Origin of the sequence: Iodobacter fluviatilis (genome assembly GCF_900451195.1) — a bacterium.
In the GTDB taxonomy this organism is placed as follows: Bacteria; Pseudomonadota; Gammaproteobacteria; order Burkholderiales; family Chitinibacteraceae; genus Iodobacter; species Iodobacter fluviatilis.
This window is the reverse complement of the sequence record NZ_UGHR01000001.1, coordinates 97,688-118,957: the sequence shown is the minus strand read 5'-3', so window position 1 is coordinate 118,957 and position 21,270 is coordinate 97,688. Positions and strand designations below refer to the sequence as shown.

Sequence of the window (21,270 nt, the reverse complement as noted above, 5' to 3'; positions counted from 1 at the left end):
CTATCCCGTTGGGTATATGCAAGGATGGCAGCTTTCTCTGTGCAACTCTGTGGCCCTCTGTGTTCTCTGTGGTTCAAGATTTAGCACCGTGCTTCCCCTCCTGCTCCCTGTTAAAATCCCCCCATGACTACATCCCTTGCCACTGCCGTTTCTGCAGAAATCATCATTAAAAAAAGCCGTTTTATTGCTCATATCCACCCGGTGAGCGGCCGCGCTGAGGCGCTGGCCTTGGTCGATGGATATTGGAAGCAACACCCCGAGGCGCGGCATGTTTGCTGGGCACTGCTGGCGGGCGGTGAATCGGGGATGAATGATGATGGCGAGCCATCGGGCACGGCGGCCAAGCCGATTATGAATGTCTTGCAGCACAAGCATTTAGAAGGCGTTTTAGGCGTGGTGGTGCGCTATTTTGGCGGGATCAAGCTGGGCGCTGGCGGCTTAACCCGCGCCTACACCGATGCCATTGCCACCGCCCTGCTGGATGCCGAATACATCACCAGCGTCGCCCAAAATAATATCGAAATCGCCCTGCCCTTCGCCGACGAAGGCCGCATCCGCCGCTTCGTCGCCCAAAACGAAGGCCTTGTTTTAGGCGTGCACTACAGCAATATCGAAGCCTATTTACAGCTGCAACTTGCCACCGACAAAACCACTGCGCTGCTGGAAGAAATCAATAATCTATGCGCCGGGCAGGTTCGGCTTACGAGTAGCTGATTTGCAAATCTACTGCGGAAAAGTTCTGTAGACACAGAGCACACGGAGAAAACCAAGCATTCGTAGCTTGAGTTACGCGATAAGTATCTACATCAAATTTTGATGCACTTATTCCCCCTTTGAAAAAGGGGGGCTAGGGGGGATTTGCAGTTAACGCTGAGCTTAAATAAGCAAAAAACCAAAGGCAAATCCCCCTCAATCCCCCTTTTACAAAGGGGGAAGCAAAGCCAATACCTTAAGTGAACGGCATTAGGAGCTAGGGGGGATTTAACATTGCATACCTTTACAACAAGGCACCAAACCACAGCAAATCCCCCTCAATCTCCCTTTTACAAAGAGGGAGGCTGCAGTACTTAAGTGCCGCCTATTGTGTGTTGAGATTTATACTCTTACGGTTTTCTCCGTGTGCTCTGTGTTCTTAGTGATCTCCGTGTCTACAGACCTTAGGTTTTTTTTAGCCCCAGGAAACACCGCTTGTTAAAACATCGGCTTTTCAAACGCTTCATCCTTGCCCTGCTGATTTTCAGCCCGCTGCTGCTGATCCGCCTGTGGCCGCATGAATCGCTGGCTGTTGCGGGATCGACTGCCGTGTTGGCGCAAGATGGTAAATTGCTGCGGCTGACTCTTGCCCCCGATCAGCGCTACCGGCTGTGGCTGCCGCTGGAGGACTTTTCCCCCACGCTAATCGACGCGCTTAAATTGCAAGAAGACCGCTGGTTTTACTATCACCCTGGTATCAACCCCATCTCGCTGCTTCGCGCCATCACGGCCACTTACGGCGGAGGAGCCAGGCAAGGCGCTTCTACGCTGACTATGCAATTGGCACGGCTTAAATATCGTCTCAATACCAAAAGCCCCGCTGGCAAGCTCAGGCAAATTGGCCTAGCGCTGTGGCTGGAGGCGCGTTACAGCAAGCACGATATTTTGGAGGCCTATTTAAACCTCGCCCCCTATGGCAGAAATATTGAAGGCGCAGCGGCGGCCAGCCTTGCTTACTTTGGCAAGGCCGCCAAAACGCTCACCCTGCCAGAAAGCCTGACGCTGGCGGTGATTCCACAGCAGCCAAATCAGCGTTTGGGCAGCGGCGCATCGCTTACCGAGGCCCGCCAGCGCTTGTGGCTGCGCTGGCAACAGCGCTACAAAGTGAGCCCAGAGCAAATCCGCCTGATGACCCTGCCGCTACCGGTAAAGCGCCTTGAGCAACTACCATTCCGTGCGCCGCATTGGGTAGAGCAAAGGCTGGCCGATTCGCCAGAGCAAAGTACGCTGAACACTACGCTCGATCTGCAATTGCAAACCCTGCTGGAAAAACAAATCCGCCAATATCTGGCCCAAAGCAGCACGCGCGGCATTGTGAACGCCAGCGCCATGCTGGTGGATACCCGTGATCAATCGGTACGCGCCTTAGTCGGCTCGGCGGATTATTTCAACGCCAGCATCTCTGGGCAGGTGAATGGCACCGAGGCCAAACGCTCCCCCGGCTCCACTTTAAAACCGTTTATTTATGCACTGGGCCTAGATCAGGGCGTGATTCACCCGCAGAGCATTTTGCGCGACACGCCCAGCGCCTTTGGCCCCTATCAGCCGGAAAACTTCGACGGGCGCTTTGTTGGCCCCTTAAGCGCCACCGAAGCCCTGATCAAAAGCCGCAATATCCCCGCCGTATGGCTAGCCAGCCAGCTTAAAAACCCCAGCTTTTACGATTTTTTGCAGCTGGCTGGCATTAGTAAACTGAAATCAGAAAATCACTACGGGCTGGCACTCGTGCTGGGCGGTGGAGAAGTTAGCATGGTCGAGCTGGCCGGGCTGTATACCATGCTGCTTAATGAGGGTCGTTTAACACCGCTGCGCTACCTGAAAGAAAGCCCCAAGCCACGCGGTGACGTCTTAGCAGCACCCGAAACCAGTAGACTGGCCTTAGGCATGCCAAGCAAAAGCCCACGAGCAGATGGCGAAGTTTTACTTAGCCCCGAAGCCAGCTGGCTGGCGCTGGATATGCTAAGCAAAAATCCTCGGCCAGACGGCGGCACAAATGCTTGGCCGGTGGCGTTTAAAACCGGCACCTCATGGGGCTTTCGTGATGCATGGACAGCAGGCGTGGTTGGCCCCTATGTGCTGGTGGTCTGGCTGGGCAATTTTGACGGACAAGGCAACCCGGCGCTCATCGGGCTGGAAGCCGCAGCCCCGCTGTTCTTTCGCATCAGCGATGCACTGGCCCTGGCAAAGCCCGCTGATAAACCGCAGCCACGCAGCACGCCTCTGGGCCTAAAACGCATCAACATCTGCACCGCCAGCGGCGACCTACCCAATGCCTATTGCCCGCAGCAAAGCAGCACATGGTTTATCCCAGGCAAATCGCCTATCCGCGTCAGTACCCTGCATCAGCCGGTACACGTCGATACCCAAAGCGGCCTCGCCGTCTGCCCACCTTACGATCCTGCCCATACCAAAACCGAGGTGTTTGAGTTTTGGAGCAGCGATATGGCAAGGCTATTTAAAGAAGCAGGCGTCCCTCGCCGCAAACCACCGCATATCGATTGCAGCGGCATGGCAAGCACGGGTGACGCCCCAAAAATCAGCTCGCCCTTGGCAGGCCTCGCCTACACCCTGCGCCTATCCAAACCCGACGAAACCATCCCCCTGCAAGCCGCCGCCAGCGGCGAACAGCTCTACTGGTTCGATAATCAGATCTATCTGGGCAGCGCCAAATCAACAGGGCTCGCATGGCGGCCACAGGCAGGCGGCTGGCACCAGCTTAGCGTGGTGGACGATCAGGGCAGGAGTGACAGCAGGCAAGTGAGAGTGGAGTTGTTGCCTTGAGGCAAGCAGGGAGACTCATCACTACAAATGACTAACTGGCCTGCATGGCATGTAATCTTGCGTAATAGCCATCTTCCCTTGTCAGCAATTCCGTATGGCTACCCTGCTCCACCAGCTGCCCCCTGTCCATAGCAACAATTTTATCCGCGCCTCGGACGGCGCTTAGCCTGTGGGCAATAATCAGCACCGTCCGGCCTTGGCAGATGCTGTGCATATTGTTTTGGATAATGCGTTCAGATTCATAATCCAAAGCGCTGGTGGCTTCATCAAAAATCAGAATCCGTGGGTTACTTAATAGTGCGCGGGCGATGGCGATGCGTTGTTTTTGCCCACCGGATAAACCCGTGCCATGCTCGCCAACCATAGTGTCGTAGCCTTCAGGAAGCTCGACAATAAATTCATGAGCACCGGCTTGTTTTGCCACTGCAATCACTAATTCCATACTGGCCCCAGGCTCTGCCAGTGCAATATTGTCCCTAATGCTGCGGTTAAACAGCAGATTTTCTTGTAAGACCACGCCAATTTGCCGCCTTAGCCATGTGGGATCGGCAAGTCCTAAATCAATTCCATCAATGAGTACGCGACCTCGTTCTGGCACATATAGTCTTTGTAGTAATTTGGTCAGCGTGCTTTTACCTGAACCAGATCGCCCCACAATGCCAATCACTTGTCCTGCCTGTATGCTTAGGCTTACGCCACGCAAAATTTCTGCGCCATCGGGGCGATATCTGAAATGCACTTGGTCAAACTCAATCAATCCTTGAATCGGCGGCAGTTGCGCACGGCTTTGTTTGGCTTCGCTGCGGGTGTTTAATATATCGCCCAAGCGCTGCATCGAAATCCCCACCTGCTGAAAATCCTGCCAAAGCTGTGCCAAACGCATCACAGGGCTGGCGACTCGCCCCGCCAACATATTAAAAGCAATCAACTGCCCCACACTTAAATCGCCCTGAATCACGAGTTTTGCACCCAGCCACATCGTGGCCACGGTAACCATTTTTTGAATCAGGCTCACGCCTTGACTGCCGATATTTGCCAGATTGGCCACTTTAAAACTAGCCGCCACATAAGCTGCCAATTGATTGTCCCAACGCCGTGTTAGCTGAGGCTCCACCGCCATCGATTTAAGCGTTTCAATACCACTGACGGCCTCCACCAAAAAGGATTGATTCTCTGCACCACGGACAAACTTCTCTTCCAGACGCGCTTTCAACAAGGGGGTAATTGAGGCGAAAACGGCGATATAGCAAGGCAGGGAAACCAAGACAATTAAAGTCAGCCAACCGCTATAAAACGCCATCACGGAGAGGAAAACGATTGAAAAGAATAAATCCAGCACCGAAGTCAGCGCCTGGCCAGTCAGAAAATTACGGATGTTTTCTAACTCCCGCACCCTTGCCACCGAATCGCCTACGCGCCGCGCTTGAAAGTAAGCCAAGGGCAGAGCCAGCAAATGCCGGAATAATTTTGACCCCAGCTCAACATCGATGCGATTAGTGGTGTGGCTAAATACATAAGTACGCAGCGCGGTCATCGCCACTTCAAAAATAGAAATGACCAGCAAACCAATTGCCAGCACGTCGAGCGTGGTGAGCCCCCTATGGACTAACACCTTATCCATCACCACCTGAAAAAACAGCGGCGTTGCCAGCCCTATCAATTGCAAGACAAAAGAAAGCAGCAATACCTCGCCCAGCAAATGCCGGTATTTCACCACCGATGGAATAAACCAAGAAAAATCAAACCGCGCCAAATCGCCCGCTAAGCTTGCGCGAGAAGTAAATAAAATCAAACGCCCAGACCACATGCTTAACCATTCCTGCCGACTACATTGCAGTGGCCTGCCCTGCGCAGGCTGATAAAGCACCGTATCGCCCTCTACCTTTGCCAGAATCACCCAATCCCCATTCAGCGTTCTTGCCATGGCTGGCAAAGGCGTGCGCTCCAGCTTATCCATGCGAGTGTTGATTGCTTTAACCTTTAAACCCGCCTGCTTAGCCGCCAGCAAAGTATCCGCCTCAGCCAATACCCCGCCTGCATCGGCATATTGATGTTTGATTTGTTCTGGCTCGATGGCAATTTGATGAAAACGGGCGAGTAAGACCAGGCAAATTAAGGCGCTATCAATTGGGGGAGGGGAATTGTTTAAATTATTAAGCTTCATTACGGGGACTCAAATAAAAACCCAGCCAAGGCTGGCTGGGTGTTGATTTCTGATTCAACAATAAATTCAGGCTGGCTGCGTAAACGGGCTGTAGCAATTCTACATTTTGCGGATTTAGGCTAAGTGGGGCAGAGCCTGAAACTTTCATACCGGCCATGGATGAGATTAAGGAATCTAGATTAGCATCCACCTTGTTATCGCTAAAATTTGATGGCTCCATCTGTGAGCTAGGCGCAGAGAGATACCCCTTTTGCACTTCATTCTCAGCAGGAGAAGGTAAGGAACGCGGCGTCTCAGGAGGTCTTTTTCTCTTGGGTGGTTCGCCAAATTCACCGCCGCTTCCACCGCCACCGCCACCGCCACCGCCACCGCCACCGCCACCAATTATAATAATTGGCCCAACAATAACAGTGCCTGGGTGATCAATTCCACGCCCAGGCCCTACCTCAACAGCTGGCACTCCTCCAGGAATTTCAATATAACCAGTGTTGGTGTCACCATTGTTGCCGCCGCCTCCCCCTGTATTTGGGTCCTTACCAAAATCAGCATCTCGCGGCAAACGTCCCCAAGCATCCGTACTTGGACGCAATGCAATTTCTAACTCCTGCTTTAATACATTCCTTACCGCAGCTAATGGATCATATCCATTAATATGTTCACCACTTTCATAATAAGAGGCAACTTGTGAATAAGGGATTAATAGTTGTGCCAATTTATTGGCAGCATCTTTTCTGTCTGATTCTAAATTTGAATTTATTTGTTTTTCTATATCTTCAAATTCTTTACGATGCTCTTTTAACAAATTTATTACTGGCAAGACATTCTTTAATGATTCAGACAACTCATCAATATTTTTCGGAACATTAATATCCAGCTCTTTTTTACCTAAAACAATAGTTTTACCAAACACATTAACTGCAATATGCCCTTCAGCAACCCACTTTCCATTGTCTCTTGAGAGACTGACTGCACCACTCAATACTTTATCCGCTGAAATACTAACTCCTGTTACCCGGTTAAATCACCAACTTCTAATGTTCCAGTAATCATGCCATTGGTAAATGAAATACTCCCGCTTTTATCTGTCGATTGAGTAAAAGTAAATACACCAAGTTTCATGCTTCCAGTGAATTTACCATTTAAGTTTCCAACAATATAGCCAGTCGGGCCTTTAATGGAAAGTTGTCCATCATTTGATAGCTCAACAGTTCCACCAGTGCCATCCTCAATGGTGATTTTTTCAGCATCTCTGTATATTTTAGCCATATTTTTCTCTTCATATTAAAAGAATTTAATTAAAAATTAAATACATGAAAATCGATCAAGTCATGCCTTTCAATCCGATAAATTTCATCCCCTCCAACATCAACTAAATGCATTACATCATTGCGATCAAAAACAACAAAAACTCCTCCAGATTTTAATTTCTTACCTAAAAGTGTATTGAATGATATAGAAGTTACAAATCCATTTTTTGTGATTTTTTTTAATCTATTTTGATCAGAAACATAAGAGTTACCATGCATATCAACCGCAACCCTCATAGGCAAACCTAGTTTTGGTTTTTCTCCATCCACATTTCCATATTTACCCGATTCACCAGCCAAATTACTTGGTGAACCAGCTACATCTATTTTTATCACTCTATTCTTAGCAGATGACAAATAAATTTCATCGTTTTTTGAAATTGCAATATCAGTTATATTCTCCTTAAAAAAATCATTCTCATCCACATAATCATTATATGTACCTGCAATGGTGACTACATTACCATCCGTTAATAATTTTCGTACTACACCTAAATCAATAATATAAAGATTGCCTTGTTTATCTATTCTTACTCTGTCAGGTGCTACAAACAGCGCAGACAAAGCAGGTCCATCCCAACCACCATGAATATTTACGAGTTTTTTATCATCGCCAGCAATTGCACTAACTTGACCATCCTTAGATATTTTCCGAATACGCCGATTCCCGCTATCTGCGATATAAATATTTCCACCATCATCCATTGCTAAGCCATTAACATTATTAAAGAGTGCTGTTTTTATTGGCCCATCACGATAGGCGCAAACTCCCCTCTTTCCAGCAAACACCGACATTTTCCCTTTTACGTTTAGTTTTAATATATTGCAATGGCCCGTGTTAGATATATACATATCACCATTTAAATCAAACAAAATATCATTTGGCATATCAATGGGTACGTCACTATTTTTAGCAATCAAACTTTTAACTATCACTCTGCCATAATCAGTACGATCAATTGTATTGATCGCGGTAAAAGAACAATCAATTAAAAATATAGACATTAATAAAAAACGAACAAAAGCCATAAAGCACCAGTTGTATTTAAATGAATTTTTACAGGTAACGGTTAATTTATTTAGTTATTTTCTCTAACTATGGTCCGTCATCATATTTCTTCTCTAATTAAACCGCCTTTCAAAGCTCAAACTCAATGGGAATTGCATAGCGCAGGGTTGGCCATTACAAATGGCGGGTTTAAATTGAGTGATAAATAAAATTGAAATAACTAATTGAGTAAATTTCGGATCTGGCGAGCTAATGATTTCTACATTTTCACCTTCACCATTGGCATTTACGGTTAGCAGTAACTCTAAATTCCCTGTTACTAATATTTTCTTCGTAATTTTATTAACAGGATCAATAATAGCGCGCATACCTTTTAGTGGATAAGGTGGCTCATCGCCCGCTTTGATGTCTTGGTATAGGGCATGAATAGACAATTTTTCCTGCTCACTGAGTTCAGCATAGCTTTTATTTAATGGCAGGCCATTCCAGCGTTGTTTTTTCGCGATATTGGAACCAGTTACACTTTCTGCAGAAATTTCGTTATCTGCTAATCCAGCATGTGCATGAACCGATGCGCCCAGAACAAAACATAATAATAATAGTGAACGTATCATTTTTATTTTTCACTTTATAGTTTATAAAAAAATACTCTTATTTAATTTTGTTTTTTACATCCGGCGGGAATCCAAAATTTGTACTGAATCCCCGACAAAAAAACTCTGGGATGAAGATTTAATCAGCGCCCCCTAAAAAAACGTTTATTGCTGTATTCATTAAGTATCACCGCTCCCGCACACTCTCACTGACATGTGCAATCAATGGCGATAAAAAGTATTCAATAATTCGTCGATTGCCGGTTTTAATTTCCACCGTAATCGCCATACCTGGTGCAAGCGCTATGTTTTTTCCATCAACATTCATGCTGTTTTTATTCATTTTAATTCTTGCCTGATAAATCAATCCGCGTTTTTCATCGCTAATTGCGTCTAAGCTAATGTTTTTAACTATGCCATCTAAAAGACCGTATTTTGTGTAGTTAAAGGTTTCTATTTTAATGGCAGCGTTTTGCCCAGCATTCACAAAGCCAATATCTTTATTTTCTAAAATAGCTTCGGCTTCTAATTGCTCGGCTTTCGGCACAATCACCATTAGGGCTTGGTGGGCAGGGGTAACTACACCGCCCAAGGTATGCACGGCCAGTTGTTGCACCACACCGTCTACCGGCGAAATGAGGCGCGTTTGCTCTTGATAGCGCTCGCTTTTAATCACGTCCTGGCTTAAAGCGGCTGATTTTTCACTAGCTTGATTTAATACATCATTTTGCATGCGGCGAAATTCGGCGCGGGTGGCATCCGCTTGTAATTGCGTGCTTTTAATAGCGGCATCTAATTCTTTAATTTTATTGCTAAGCGTGGCGTAATCCTGCTCTGCCTCGATACGGGCCTGTTGTTTTTCTAACAGACCGTGCTTAGAAATAAAATTTTTATCGGCTAAATCTTTGAAATCACTTTCTCGTTGACGAACGATGGGTAGAGTGGCTTGTAATTTTTTGAACTGATCCAAACTACCCGCACACTCGGCCTGCTTACGGGCGTGCTCGCTATCCAACATGGCTAGTTTTGCTTGTAGCTCCTGCCAGATCGCATTGATTTCTTGCTGGGCACTGGCTCTGCGGGTGGCGATAATGGCGCTGCTATTAAGCTGAGGGTCTTCAGCCAAGACAGGCAGATGCTGCTCAGCTAATGCACTAAGCAGGGCTTGTGCTTTGAGTTGCGCCAGCCTTGCATCCAGCCAAGCACTGTGATTCTTAGTGCTATCTGCATCGCTAAGGGTGTTATCTAACTCAATCAGCAATTGGCCCGCTTTAACCTGCTGGCCGTCGCGCACATGGATGGCTTTGACCACGGCGGTATCGAGCACTTGTACGATTTTGCTTTGATTCGATACGACTAATTTGCTAGGTGCAACCGCCACAATATCAATCTGCCCAAGACAGGCCCAAATCAGCGCTAATAAGAAAAAGCTGATCAAAACCCACACGGTCCAACGTGCTGCTGGGTGCTGGGTGCGGCGGAGTTTCTTGTAGCTCTAAGGCGGCAGGCAAAAAAGCCAGCTCATGCTTATAGCCAGCCACACGCTCAAGCTGCCAAGCAGCCCTAAACACGGCAAAATAACGCTGAAACAAGGCAAATAAAGGTTGCAAAAACATAATTACATGCTATATGGATATTTATTCCATTGTAATATTTATGAAAAACAAAGAAAAGAAAAATCATGATTTAAATCAACAATTAGTCAGAAAGCAACAGCCATGTGTAATATTTAAACAAAGTGGTGAGCACTCGCCCAGCTTTAAGTTGGTAGCAATAAAACTGTATTCCTTTTTCCATAAAACCACGGTGCGGATCAAAAGAAACGAATTTAAATTCAATTTAATCAATATTATAGGTATTTATATAATGCGAAAAATGTACTGAGTTATAGGCTTTTATCCCAAGAAAAAGGACGATTTTTGACCATTCTTTGGCTAAAAACCCCCAATGAGTAGCAAAATTTTTCAAAAAAGTATTTTAAGAGTCTAAACCTTAAGCCACAGAGTAAAACGAGACACAGAGCCTGATACTTGGTGTCTGTATTCCTTTACACGCCCTGCAAAGCATCAGAAATATTTCCCCCTCTACTTAAGCATCGACTTGGCAGGAAGAAGTATTTATTACATGGCTTACACCGCATCATCTTTCTGCCAATAACCACTGGCCAGAAGTTGCTCGCGCACTTGAGCCCTGGCTCGGTGCAAGCGGCTTTTGACGGCCTCTAGGCTCAGGCCCAGTTCAGCGGCCACTTCCGGTGCGGTCAGCTCGTGTACATCGCGCAGCAGCAAAACCTCGCGATAAATGGGCGTGAGCTGTAGCAATGCGCGGGTTAAATCCATTCTCAGATCGGTGGGAACAAGCGGTGAATGGGGCATTTCACCTGCTATCAGCTCATCCAGTGATTCAGTAGATTGATGGCGGCGAAACAAGCGATAGCACTCGCGCTCAACAATACGAAACAACCAGCTTGCAAAGGTCGCCACGGTGCGCAGCGCACCGATCTGGCGATAAAGTTGCCAAAGCGCAATCTGCACCGCATCTTCAACGTCCTCGGTGCTTGAGCAGGTGCGACGGGCAAACCGCTTTAAGTCGGGCTGACAGGCGGTAAGCAAATCAGCAATTGCTTCCGAATCGCCCATACGGGCGGCTTCAATCAATTGTGCTTTGGCATGGATCATGTTTATTTTTCCAGGTAGCGACGGCCAGCAAGGGCGCAGGCAGGGCAAAAACCCACAAAGGCGGTAAGTAACATCGTTGCGGCTGTTGCCCCGGCAATCCAGCTGACGATCCCCATAGTCAGCCCCGCCCATACAGCCCAGACCATCCCTAAGCCAATGGTAATACGAAGGGCCCGTTCCCACTGAGGAAGATTGCGTTTAATAAAGAACATGGTGAATTCCTGTTTTGAAATGGATGACACTTAGCAAGAGTCGGCAAAATTCAAAAAGGATTCAGCGATCATCAAAAAAACAGCGGGCGCTTGCTCTTTGGCAGCGCATTAGATAATTGGCAAAGAAACGACAGCTTAGCAAGCTTATCCCTGTATATATTACGCCATCGCTTACAATAAACCTTGCCTGCACTTATTCCCTCCAGTAATCTCGATCAAAGCCGAAGTTTTCTGCCAAATCAGCGACATAAGAGAATATTGAATGAGAGACCAAATCCAGCAGGGAAATATATCCGCGGCCAGGCCTTTAAACAGGGAAGACTGCAAAATCTTAGGATTAGCATCGCTGGGTGGCGCTTTAGAGTTTTACGATTTTATTATTTTTGTGTTTTTCACCGTGGTTTTAGGCAAGCTTTTTTTCCCGCCAGATATTCCCGATGCGCTCAGACAAATCCAAACTTTCAGTATTTTTGCCGCAGGCTATCTGGCCCGCCCGCTGGGAGGGATTGCAATGGCGCATTTTGGTGATTTGCTGGGCCGCAAAAAAATGTTCACGCTCAGTATTTTAATGATGGCCCTGCCCACGCTGATGATTGGCCTCCTGCCCACCTATCAGCAAATCGGCATCTGGGCCCCGCTGTGCCTGCTTGCTTTACGTATTTTGCAAGGCGCGGCCATTGGTGGCGAAGTGCCCGGTGCATGGGTATTTGTTGCAGAGCATGCGCCCGAACGCCACACTGGGCTGGCCTGCAGCATCATTACTTCCGGGCTGACTCTGGGCATTTTATTAGGCGCATTAATTGCTATGGCGATTAACAGCCTCTTCAGCCCTGCGGAGCTGGAAGCGTGGGCATGGCGTGTACCCTTTTTAATTGGCGGTATATTCGGCCTAATCGCCATGTATTTGCGTAAATGGCTGCATGAAACCCCGGTTTTTTTAGAGCTGCAGGCTAAAAAGCATCTTGCCGACGAGCTGCCACTCAAAAAAGTATTGCGGGATCACCGCCTGAGTATTGTGATTTCAATGCTTGGCACTTGCTTGCTGGCAGTAGCTATTGTGGTTGCTATTCTGATGACGCCTGCCTACTTGCAAAAACAGTTTTCAGTGCTGCCGGTTGATTCTCTGCGTGCCAATTGCTACGCCATCGTGGCACTAAGTATGGGCTGTATTGTAGCTGGCTGGTCTGCCGATAAGCTGGGCAGCGGCCTTACCCTGCTGATTGGCAGTGTCTTGCTGGGCAGCAGCAGCTACGCCTTTTATCACACCATGAGCCATGACACGAGCCAGCTCACTCTGCTTTACCCGCTGATGGGCTTTACCGTTGGGATTGTGGGTGCAGTGCCACTTTTAATGATCAAGGCCTTCCCCGCTGCGATTCGCTTCAGCGGTTTGTCCTTTTCTTATAATGTGGCCTACGCCTTTGCAGGCGGGCTGACGCCCGTTGTTTTATCGCTCTGGATTAAATCCGATGTGCTGGCACCAAGCTACTATCTTTTACTGCTCAGCGCAGTTGGCGCGGGCTTAGGCGGCTATCTGCTACTTAATCAGCGTCGACACCTTTGCCACAGTATCCGCTGATCAAAAAGCCGTCCCTGCTAGGCAAGGGACGGCTTTTTTAAAGTAATTTTCAATTTAAAACAGCAGCGCTTAAATCTTGGCCTGTAAACCCAATCTCATCCACAACTCGGCCACGCCACTGGGCACTGGCTCGCTAAAGTAAAAGCCCTGCATGCATTGCACACCCAGTCCTTGCAGAAAGCGGGCGGTTTCTAGGTTTTCTACCCCTTCCACAATAATCTCTAAGCCCAGGCCCAAGCCAAGCTGGACGATGGCCTGCATAATACGGCGGCCATCTTCTGTGTGCAGACGCAGGGCAAATGAGACATCAATTTTAATAATTTGTGCAGGCATTTCGTGCAGCTGAGACAGCGATGAATAGCCGGTGCCAAAATCATCAATGGCGATTTCAAAGCCCGAAGCATTAAGCTGACGTAAATGACGCAGCTGGCGCGAGTAATCTGTCAGCGCAACCGATTCAGTGATTTCCAGCACCACATCTTCGGCCCGCAGGCGGTGCTGCATCAGTTTCTCATTCAGTTGAGTCACAAATTGCGGCTGAAACAACTGGCTGCGCGAAATATTGATCATCAATCTTTGCTTAAGGCCTGCATCCCGCCATTCGCGTAGCTTAATAAAGCTTTGCTCTATCACCAGCTCGGACAATTCCTGAATCAGACCTACTTTTTCAGCCATGGGGATAAATAATTCAGGGCTGATCCAGCCGCTTTGCTCATCCTGCCAGCGTGCTAGGGCCTCAACCATCAGCACCTCTCCCGTTCTAGCATCCACCACAGGCTGGTAAAACACTTGCAGGCGCTGATTGCGGATTGCGGTTGAAAGGCGGGATTGAATGGCAACATGTTCGCGGCCCAGTGCCTTTAAATGCACTATATCGCTGTAGAAACAGACATTATTACGCCCAGTATGCTTGGCGTGATACATGGTGTGATCGGCCGCAGAAAGAAGCTCTTCGCCCGATTCTGCGTTATCCGGAAATACAGCAAAGCCCAGCGAAATAGTCGGCTGGGTTTCCATGCCGTTAATGGTGACGCCTTTTCTGGCAGCGTTTTTCAGGCGCTCAGATAATTCCCGCATCACATTTAAATCGTTTAAATCGGGGATTAAAACAACAAACTCATCCCCGCCCCAGCGGGCGATCACATCATTTTCACGTAAAACACTTTCCAGCTGCCGCGCCACATTAACAAGCAGCTCATCGCCAACCTGATGACCAAATGCATCATTAATCTGCTTAAAGTGATCCAGATCGATAAAACCAAGCGCAACTTTGGTGTTTTGAATACGGGCTCTGTCGATCGCGCTGTGAATCTCGCTATCGAGCATCAGACGATTGGGTAGCTTGGTCAGCGTGTCGTAAAGCGCCAGCTGGGTAATATGCTGCTCATTTAAATGGCTGACAGTGACATCGCGTAATACCCCGCGAATTGCCGACAGCAAGCCATCAGGAGAGCGGTGGGCAATCAGGCGAGCCTCAACCCACAGATATTCGCCACTGCCCTGAACCAGTCTGAAGCGCTGGCTAACAGGCTCGGTTGTTTTGAGTATTTTTGAGAGTGCCTCAACCATCAGCATTCCATCGCCAGAATGCACCCAAGCAAATAGTGGCTGCCCTAGGTCTTTGGCCATTTCTCGCACATCCAGACCACGCAGCTTTGCCCATGCAGGCGTGGTGCGCACCAGCTCGCCGGTCGGCGCCAGATCGATCACCGCTTCTTCAAGTAAATTCAGCGTATCCAGCATGGTCTTGCGCTGCGCGTCTTCCAGCATTAGCGCCGTTACATCATGCACCAGTGCCACCGCGTGATTTTGCCCGTTTGGTGCTTGCACAGGCTGCAAACGAACCAATAAATACACGGGGCCGTTGATGGTTTGTACCGTGCAGTTAAATTGGGCGGTTTCTTTATTTTGCAAAATACGCGGCAAATAATGCACCAGCTCTGATGCCAGCTCGTAGGGCAAGACACTAATAATCGCCCGCCCCTGTAGCATTTCAGCAGAAGGCAAATCCGGATGCCCGGACCATACGCTGACAATCACGCTTTGCTGATTGCACTCAAACACCATATCTTGCAGCACGCCAACCAAGGCACGTAAGCGCTGCTGATTGCACAACAGCTCCTGCTCTACCCGTTTTTTAACCAGCGCCTGCGCCACATGATTACTCAGCATCGCCAGCAGGCGTAATTCACTGCGGCTGCGCTGAATTTCTGCATCATTTAAAAAACACAGAAAACCAAATGGCTCGCCTTTTTCAAGCAGGGGAATGCACAACAGCTGACGGACACCAATTTGTGCCATCAGCATTTGTTCAGCAAGGGGTAACTCTAAAAGAGATTTACTCAGCATCATGCCCACAGCCAGCGTGTCTGCCAGCAGCGGATAACTGCTGTAATCAAGCGAGCGGCAGGGGTCCGGTGTGAAATCAGCAAGGCGGGTCTCGGGGGAGCGCCATGCAGAAGTCAGATGCGAAACCTGATTATCAGGGGTATTCAGGTACAGGCAAGCCGCGCTGCTTTTAGAGGCTTCGGCCAAAATTTGCAAAGCCTCCAGCATGTCTTGCTTGCTGGTATCGAGCAAAGCCGCTACGGTGCTGTCAAAAGCTTCAAAGTAAGTTTGCAACAGCCCAAGTTCGCTCCGAAGTTCGAAATCAGGATCAGATAATACATTGCGCTGCACGGCAAACCTCTTTTGAAGAGTGCCCCAAAGTGCTGATTCGGGGCCTCTGAAACTAAGCATTGCGGATGATTTCCGCCCTACAAAGGTAATGAGGGTGAGCATTCAGCTCACCCTTGCACCTTACTCCGCCTCGGCTTTTTCAGCTTTTGGCGCAGGCCCTTCGATTACTTCCACATAACCACATTCTTTCTGTGGGCACACTTTTTCTGTACCACGACGCTTGGTTACCTTAATGGTCATCACTGGCCATTTACACTGCGGGCAACATTCGGCAATCGGCGGATTCCAAGTAGCGTATTTGCAATCCGGATAGGTATTACACGAATAAAAGAGCTTGCCGTAGCGGCTCTTTCTTTCGATCAGGCTACCCTTTTTGCATTCCGGACACTCAACACCCGTATCACGTGGTTTTTCAAGTGGCTCGATATGCTTACACTTTGGATAAGCCGAGCAGCCAATAAACTTACCATAACGCCCTACCTTGATATGCAGTGCCGATTCACATTTCGGGCAGGTGCGATCAGGTACAACTTCAGGCTCGGTCGGCGCGGTATCGGCGTCATCACCCAGATTGCGGGTGTAATCACATTCCGGATACGTGGTGCAGCCAATAAAACGACCGCGCTTACCTAAGCGGATCGCCAGTTTTGCCACGCCACATTTTGGACAATCTTCGTCCATTTCTTCCTGGGTGACTTCTTTACGCGATAAGCCGGCTTTTTCTTCGCATTGCTTGTGAAAGCCTTTCCAGAAATCTGCCAGCACCGGAATCCAATCCCGTTTACCGGTAGAGATCTCATCCAGCTTGTCTTCCAGCTTGGCAGTAAAGTTGTAATCCACATACTGGGTAAAATGCTCAGTGAGGAATTTATTCACCACTTCGCCGGTATCGGTCGGGGTAAAACGCTTTTTATCGAGGATCACATACTCGCGATCTTTCAGCGTTTTAATTGTCGATGCGTAAGTAGACGGACGGCCAATACCAAATTCTTCCAGCGATTTAACTAAGGAAGCTTCAGTAAAGCGCGGTGGCGGCTGCGTAAAGTGTTGCTCACCGGATAACTTATCTACCGGCAGCTTATCACCCACATTCAGTACCGGCAGACGCGCTTCGTCTTCTTCTTCCTCATCATCGGTGTCTTCTTGGTAAACAGCGATGAAGCCGGGGAACACCAAAGTCTGGCCAGTGGCGCGGAAAATAGCATCCGGGCCAACAGCAATATCAACCGCTACCGTATCAAACTTCGCCGCAGCAATCTGGCTGGCTAAGGTGCGCTTCCAGATCATTTGGTAAAGCTTGAACTGATCGGCTGTTAAATAGGCTTTAACCGCATCTGGCGAGCGATAAATCGAAGTTGGGCGAATCGCTTCGTGCGCTTCTTGTGCGTTTTTAGCTTTGTTTTTGAAAATAACCGGCGCATTAGGCAGGTATTCTTTCTCAAATTTTTCGCCAATATACGCACGGATTTCATCTAGCGCATCGTTGGCCAAGGCCACCGAGTCAGTACGCATATAGGTAATCAAACCGACGGTTTCACCACCGATGCTCATCCCTTCATAGAGCTGCTGAGCTGTGCGCATAGCGCGATCAGTGGTCATACCCAGCTTACGCACGGCTTCTTGTTGCAAGGTAGATGTTGTAAATGGCGCAGCAGCACTGCGCGATTTCTTTTTCTTGTCTACCGATTGAATCTCGGCAGTCTGGCCACTGAGCGCCGCAAGAATGCTTTCTTGCGAGCCGGTATCAGGGATATCAAACTGCTCGAGCTTCTTACCCTGCCATTGGGTCAGTTTTGCACCAAACTTGCTCCGGCCCTGATGGGTATCGAGGTGAACCGACCAGTATTCTTGCGATGTAAACGCACGAATCTCGATCTCACGCTCGCAAATCAGGCGCAGCGCAGGGCTTTGCACACGGCCAGCCGACAGGCCGGAGCGCACTTTTCGCCAAAGCAACGGAGATAAATTAAATCCAACCAAATAATCCAAAGCACTGCGTGCCTGCTGAGCATTTACCAGATCGCTGTCAATATCACGCGGGTTTGCCACGGCATTGAGTACGGCGGTTTCGGTAATTTCATGGAACACCACGCGCTTAAAAGTGCGACTGGCAGTCAGCAGCTTTTTAGAACGTAAAATTTCCATGATATGCCAAGAAATCGCTTCACCTTCGCGGTCCGGGTCAGTTGCCAGAAAGATATTGGTGGATTCTTTCACAGCGGCAACCAGAGCATCGACGTGTTTTTTATTCCGTTCGATCACCTGGTATTTCATTTTAAAGTCATTCTCGGGATCAACCGAGCCGTCCTTTCTGACCAATCCACGGACGTGACCATAGGAAGCAAGGATCTGGAAATCCTTACCAAGATATTTAAGCAGCGTTTTCGCCTTAGACGGCGATTCGACAATCAATAGATTTGCGGGCATGGGTCCCCGGCACGTTTATATATAATTAAAGGACTGACTAACAGTCTGGTTGCGTATTAATGACGGCAAACCCTTTTTTTACAAGAGCATACCTGAGCAAAAAAAACACATCCCTTACTATAAGCAGCGCATCTCACAACATTTTGCATACACATCCAAAGCAATCAGCTCTATGGATATAGCAGGAAATCGGGCGGGGCAAGCAAGCATCCAAAATGGACAGAGCAAATACTTACGCCCTGCTCAGGCAATCCGCTGATAGCGGCTACCGGGCAGGGCGACAATGCAACCTTCAAGCTCCAAGGTCAACAGCATCGCGGATAGCCTGTCTGTCGTCAAGCCGCTGCGTTGTGACAATGTTTCAATATCGACGGGATCGAAACCCATATTTTGTAAAAAAGGACTGCTTTTTGATGCTTTTTGCTTGCCAGGTTCTTGCACGGGGCTAGCCCAAGCCAGCTCGGATAATACATCCTCAGCTGACTCAACCAGCTTGGCTCCCTGCTTGATCAGCTGATGGCAACCTCTTGCCATGGGTGAGTGAATAGAGCCTGGAATGGCAAAAACGTCTCTCCCTATATCTGCGGCCTGTTTCGCCGTTATCAAGGAGCCGCTGCCGACGGTGGCCTCAACCACCAGACATCCCAGCCCCAAGGCGGCAATGATTCGGTTGCGTCGGGGAAAATGCTCTGCTTTGGGAGGACTGCCTAAGGCTAACTCAGAAAGGATCACGCCATCAGTGGCAATTTGATGTGCCAATTCACGATTGCTGGCCGGGTAAACCCGATCAAGCCCCGTCCCCACCACCGCAATGGTTGATGATGGAGCTGCAAGTGCTCCCTGATGGGCTGCTGCATCTATTCCTGCAGCAAGACCGCTCACCACACTCAGCCCGGCCCCACTAAAAGATTGAGCAAATTCTCTTGCATTCATGATGCCTTGCGGGCTGGCATTCCGGCTGCCCACAATGGCCAAAGCTGGCGCAGACAATAAATCTGTGCGGCCTTTTATATACAAGAGCACAGGCGCATCGGGTAAATCTAGGAGGCTGGGCGGGTAATCTGCGTCGCCAAGGCACAGCAGACGATTGCCTTCTTCTGCCTGCCAAGCAAGGGTTTGCTGAACAGTTTCTTCAATATCCGGGCTATCCAGCCAGGCTTTTAATACTAAGGGGCTCAGAACTTCAGCCAGCTCGGCCGGTTTGGCTGCAAACACGGCCTCTGGCGTACCAAAGCGGCTTAAAAGCGCAATTTGCTTTCTTGGCCCCACTTTGGTCACGGTGGTGAAGCGCAGCCAAAGCCGCACTTCATCCTCGCTCATCAAGGCGTTTTCACCTCGTCGCCCACATTCACCGCTCGAGTACTATCCAGCACCAAACCATAGGAAAACGCTGGGAAAACACGGTAAATAAATAAATTACCGTTTTTTTCTATCGGAGTATAACGATCAGGCTCGCTGCGATTTTCCTTGCGAATCAAACGGCCAGCCTTGTAGTTAAAAAACACACTCCCCACATCCACGCCCTGATCTGAGCCACGGTTAATCACAACCGTTGTCAGAGGTCCCGCTTCAGCCACGCCACCATAAGATGAAACCACACGGCCACTCACCGGAGTTTCCGGCACATGTGGTACAAAATTAAGGAAAGGCGCTTCATTGGCCCGAATCAGGCGGTTGCCCACCAGAATTTCTTCTTTTGAAGAAGTCAGGCGTAATGTTGCCACATCACCGGTGACTTCCAGACGGGCGTCCCCGAGATATTCAACCTGATGCCCGATCACCCGTTTTCTTTCAGGATCATCAGGATCAATCAGATTTTTACCATCACGGAAAACCTGCCAGTTATCACCCACTTCACCAGTCAGACCAACCGCATAGACCTTATCGCCACTGGCAAAAATCACACGCTCATCCGGACCAGCGGCAACGCGCGGTGCGGCGGCGAAGGTTTCGTTATCGATCACCAGCGGTTTATTCAGGAAGGGGCTGATTGCGGATAAAGGGATACTTGGTGTTGCGCCATCGGCCAGTGAGGTCGAGCGAATACGCGGAGACACCTTGCCCGAAACTGGAGCAGATGCAGGTGATTTTTCGTTCTTAAGCAAGCGCAGACGCGGCTCACCGCTGCTCTTATCCAGCAGCACCACATCACCTGGATAAATCCAATGTGGATTTTTAATATCCGCTTTATTAAGCTGCCAAATTTCCGGCCAGCGCCATGGTTGTTTCAAAAAATGACCCGATATACCCCAGAGGGTATCGCCTTTTACCACCACATAACGATCAGGCGCGTTATCCTGCATGGCAAGAGTATCTGCAACTGCAGACCCAGATAAAAGTACGCCTACCCAAAGTAGCGATATAATTGTTTTTCGCATGATGGCGATTTCTCTCCGCCGAAAAAGATGTTAGCCGAGTGCTTACATCAGTTTTTCGGAACATGTTTATTTGACTACTACTTATTTTACAGCCACAAGCAAGAAATTTGCTTGTAGCAATCACCGCTCTTACTTGCACAGACTAAAATGGCCATTCTAAATATTCTGCACTACCCCGACGACAGGCTGTACACCATTGCCAAGCCTGTTACTGTATTCGATGATCGCTTACAGCAGCTGGTTCGCGACATGAGTGAAACCATGTACACCGCTCCAGGCATCGGTTTAGCAGCCACACAAGTGAACGTTCACCAGCGTGTTGTTGTGATCGATATCTCTGAAGAGAAAAATAGCCTAATGGCGCTAATTAATCCTGAAATCGTGACGATGGATGGAAAAACCATGTGGGAAGAAGGCTGTCTTTCTGTTCCTGGCATCTACGAAGAAGTAGAACGCGCCGAACGGGTTAAAGTCCGCGCCCTTGATATTAAAGGCGAAATCTTTGAATTAGAAGCCGACGGTTTACTCGCCATTTGCATTCAGCATGAATTAGATCATCTGGATGGTAAAGTTTTTGTAGAAAAGCTCTCCAAGCTAAAATTGAGCCGTATCGTGCAAAAACTTAAAAAAAATCAGCGTAAAACCATGTAACTCATCGCCGCCCTCTGGCCTTGATTGCGGTATTTTCACCACAATCAAGGCCAGACAGC

The 21,270-nt window shown here is 48.6% G+C and carries 17 protein-coding genes; 4 read left to right on the top strand and 13 right to left on the bottom strand.

Annotated elements, in window-relative coordinates:
- The first annotated feature begins 123 nt into the window (after positions 1 to 123).
- Positions 124 to 714 (top strand): IMPACT family protein, encoded by a 591-nt coding sequence (locus tag DYD62_RS00505; RefSeq protein WP_115225581.1) that lies wholly within the window; start codon positions 124 to 126, stop codon positions 712 to 714.
- Between the two features lie 474 nt (positions 715 to 1,188).
- Complete coding sequence (pbpC, locus tag DYD62_RS00500; protein ID WP_207916249.1) at positions 1,189 to 3,534, top strand: penicillin-binding protein 1C; 2,346 nt, start codon at positions 1,189 to 1,191, stop codon at positions 3,532 to 3,534.
- 31 nt (positions 3,535 to 3,565) lie between these two features.
- Here pbpC and DYD62_RS00495 read toward each other — a convergent pair whose 3' ends face one another.
- From DYD62_RS00495 to DYD62_RS00450, 9 genes are all read right to left on the bottom strand, one after another.
- Entirely contained in the window at positions 3,566 to 5,698 is a 2,133-nt protein-coding gene (locus tag DYD62_RS00495; RefSeq protein ID WP_115225580.1) for a type I secretion system permease/ATPase, read from the bottom strand.
- Positions 5,688 to 6,677, bottom strand: a complete 990-nt coding sequence (locus tag DYD62_RS00490; protein WP_132038584.1) for a hypothetical protein — start codon at positions 6,675 to 6,677, stop codon at positions 5,688 to 5,690. Before DYD62_RS00490 ends, DYD62_RS00495 begins: the two co-directional genes overlap by 11 nt.
- A 29-nt stretch (positions 6,678 to 6,706) precedes the next feature.
- Positions 6,707 to 6,964, bottom strand: coding sequence for a hypothetical protein (locus DYD62_RS00485; protein ID WP_115225578.1), 258 nt, complete (start codon positions 6,962 to 6,964; stop codon positions 6,707 to 6,709).
- 29 nt (positions 6,965 to 6,993) lie between these two features.
- On the bottom strand, positions 6,994 to 8,034 hold the full coding sequence (locus DYD62_RS00480; RefSeq protein WP_115225577.1) for an NHL repeat-containing protein: 1,041 nt from the start codon (positions 8,032 to 8,034) through the stop codon (positions 6,994 to 6,996).
- A 93-nt stretch (positions 8,035 to 8,127) separates the two neighbouring features.
- Positions 8,128 to 8,628, bottom strand: a complete 501-nt coding sequence (locus tag DYD62_RS00475; RefSeq protein WP_115225576.1) for an energy transducer TonB — start codon at positions 8,626 to 8,628, stop codon at positions 8,128 to 8,130.
- A 166-nt stretch (positions 8,629 to 8,794) separates the two neighbouring features.
- Complete coding sequence (locus DYD62_RS00470) at positions 8,795 to 10,054, bottom strand: HlyD family type I secretion periplasmic adaptor subunit (protein ID WP_115225575.1); 1,260 nt, start codon at positions 10,052 to 10,054, stop codon at positions 8,795 to 8,797.
- A complete protein-coding gene (locus DYD62_RS00465) occupies positions 9,993 to 10,223 on the bottom strand; it encodes a hypothetical protein (protein ID WP_115225574.1) in 231 nt (76 codons plus the stop codon). Before DYD62_RS00465 ends, DYD62_RS00470 begins: the two co-directional genes overlap by 62 nt.
- Before the next feature lie 513 nt (positions 10,224 to 10,736).
- Positions 10,737 to 11,285, bottom strand: coding sequence for an RNA polymerase sigma factor (locus tag DYD62_RS00455; protein ID WP_115225572.1), 549 nt, complete (start codon positions 11,283 to 11,285; stop codon positions 10,737 to 10,739).
- Between the two features lie 2 nt (positions 11,286 to 11,287).
- The gene (locus DYD62_RS00450; protein ID WP_115225571.1) at positions 11,288 to 11,497 is read right to left on the bottom strand and encodes a YgaP family membrane protein; all 210 of its coding nucleotides are present in this window, start codon (positions 11,495 to 11,497) and stop codon (positions 11,288 to 11,290) included.
- 262 nt (positions 11,498 to 11,759) lie between these two features.
- On the opposite strand from DYD62_RS00450, the gene DYD62_RS00445 reads away from it, so the two are divergent.
- Positions 11,760 to 13,076, top strand: coding sequence for an MFS transporter (locus tag DYD62_RS00445; RefSeq protein WP_115225570.1), 1,317 nt, complete (start codon positions 11,760 to 11,762; stop codon positions 13,074 to 13,076).
- A 69-nt stretch (positions 13,077 to 13,145) separates the two neighbouring features.
- On the opposite strand, the gene DYD62_RS00440 is transcribed toward DYD62_RS00445, so the two are convergent.
- The 4 genes from DYD62_RS00440 to DYD62_RS00425 form a co-directional block, all read right to left on the bottom strand.
- The gene (locus DYD62_RS00440) at positions 13,146 to 15,755 is read right to left on the bottom strand and encodes a bifunctional diguanylate cyclase/phosphodiesterase (RefSeq protein ID WP_165928567.1); all 2,610 of its coding nucleotides are present in this window, start codon (positions 15,753 to 15,755) and stop codon (positions 13,146 to 13,148) included.
- Positions 15,756 to 15,875: 120 nt separating this feature from the next.
- Positions 15,876 to 18,182, bottom strand: a complete 2,307-nt coding sequence (gene topA, locus DYD62_RS00435; RefSeq protein WP_115225568.1) for a type I DNA topoisomerase — start codon at positions 18,180 to 18,182, stop codon at positions 15,876 to 15,878.
- A 243-nt stretch (positions 18,183 to 18,425) separates the two neighbouring features.
- Positions 18,426 to 19,502, bottom strand: a complete 1,077-nt coding sequence (gene dprA, locus DYD62_RS00430) for a DNA-processing protein DprA (protein ID WP_115225567.1) — start codon at positions 19,500 to 19,502, stop codon at positions 18,426 to 18,428.
- Positions 19,502 to 20,560 carry a LysM peptidoglycan-binding domain-containing protein gene (locus DYD62_RS00425; RefSeq protein WP_115225566.1) on the bottom strand — a complete coding sequence of 353 codons (1,059 nt, stop codon included), beginning with the start codon at positions 20,558 to 20,560 and terminating at the stop codon, positions 19,502 to 19,504. Before DYD62_RS00425 ends, dprA begins: the two co-directional genes overlap by 1 nt.
- Positions 20,561 to 20,707: 147 nt before the next feature.
- Here DYD62_RS00425 and def point away from each other — a divergent pair, with 147 nt between their 5' ends.
- Positions 20,708 to 21,211, top strand: a complete 504-nt coding sequence (def, locus tag DYD62_RS00420; RefSeq protein WP_115225565.1) for a peptide deformylase — start codon at positions 20,708 to 20,710, stop codon at positions 21,209 to 21,211.
- Positions 21,212 to 21,270 lie beyond the last annotated feature (59 nt).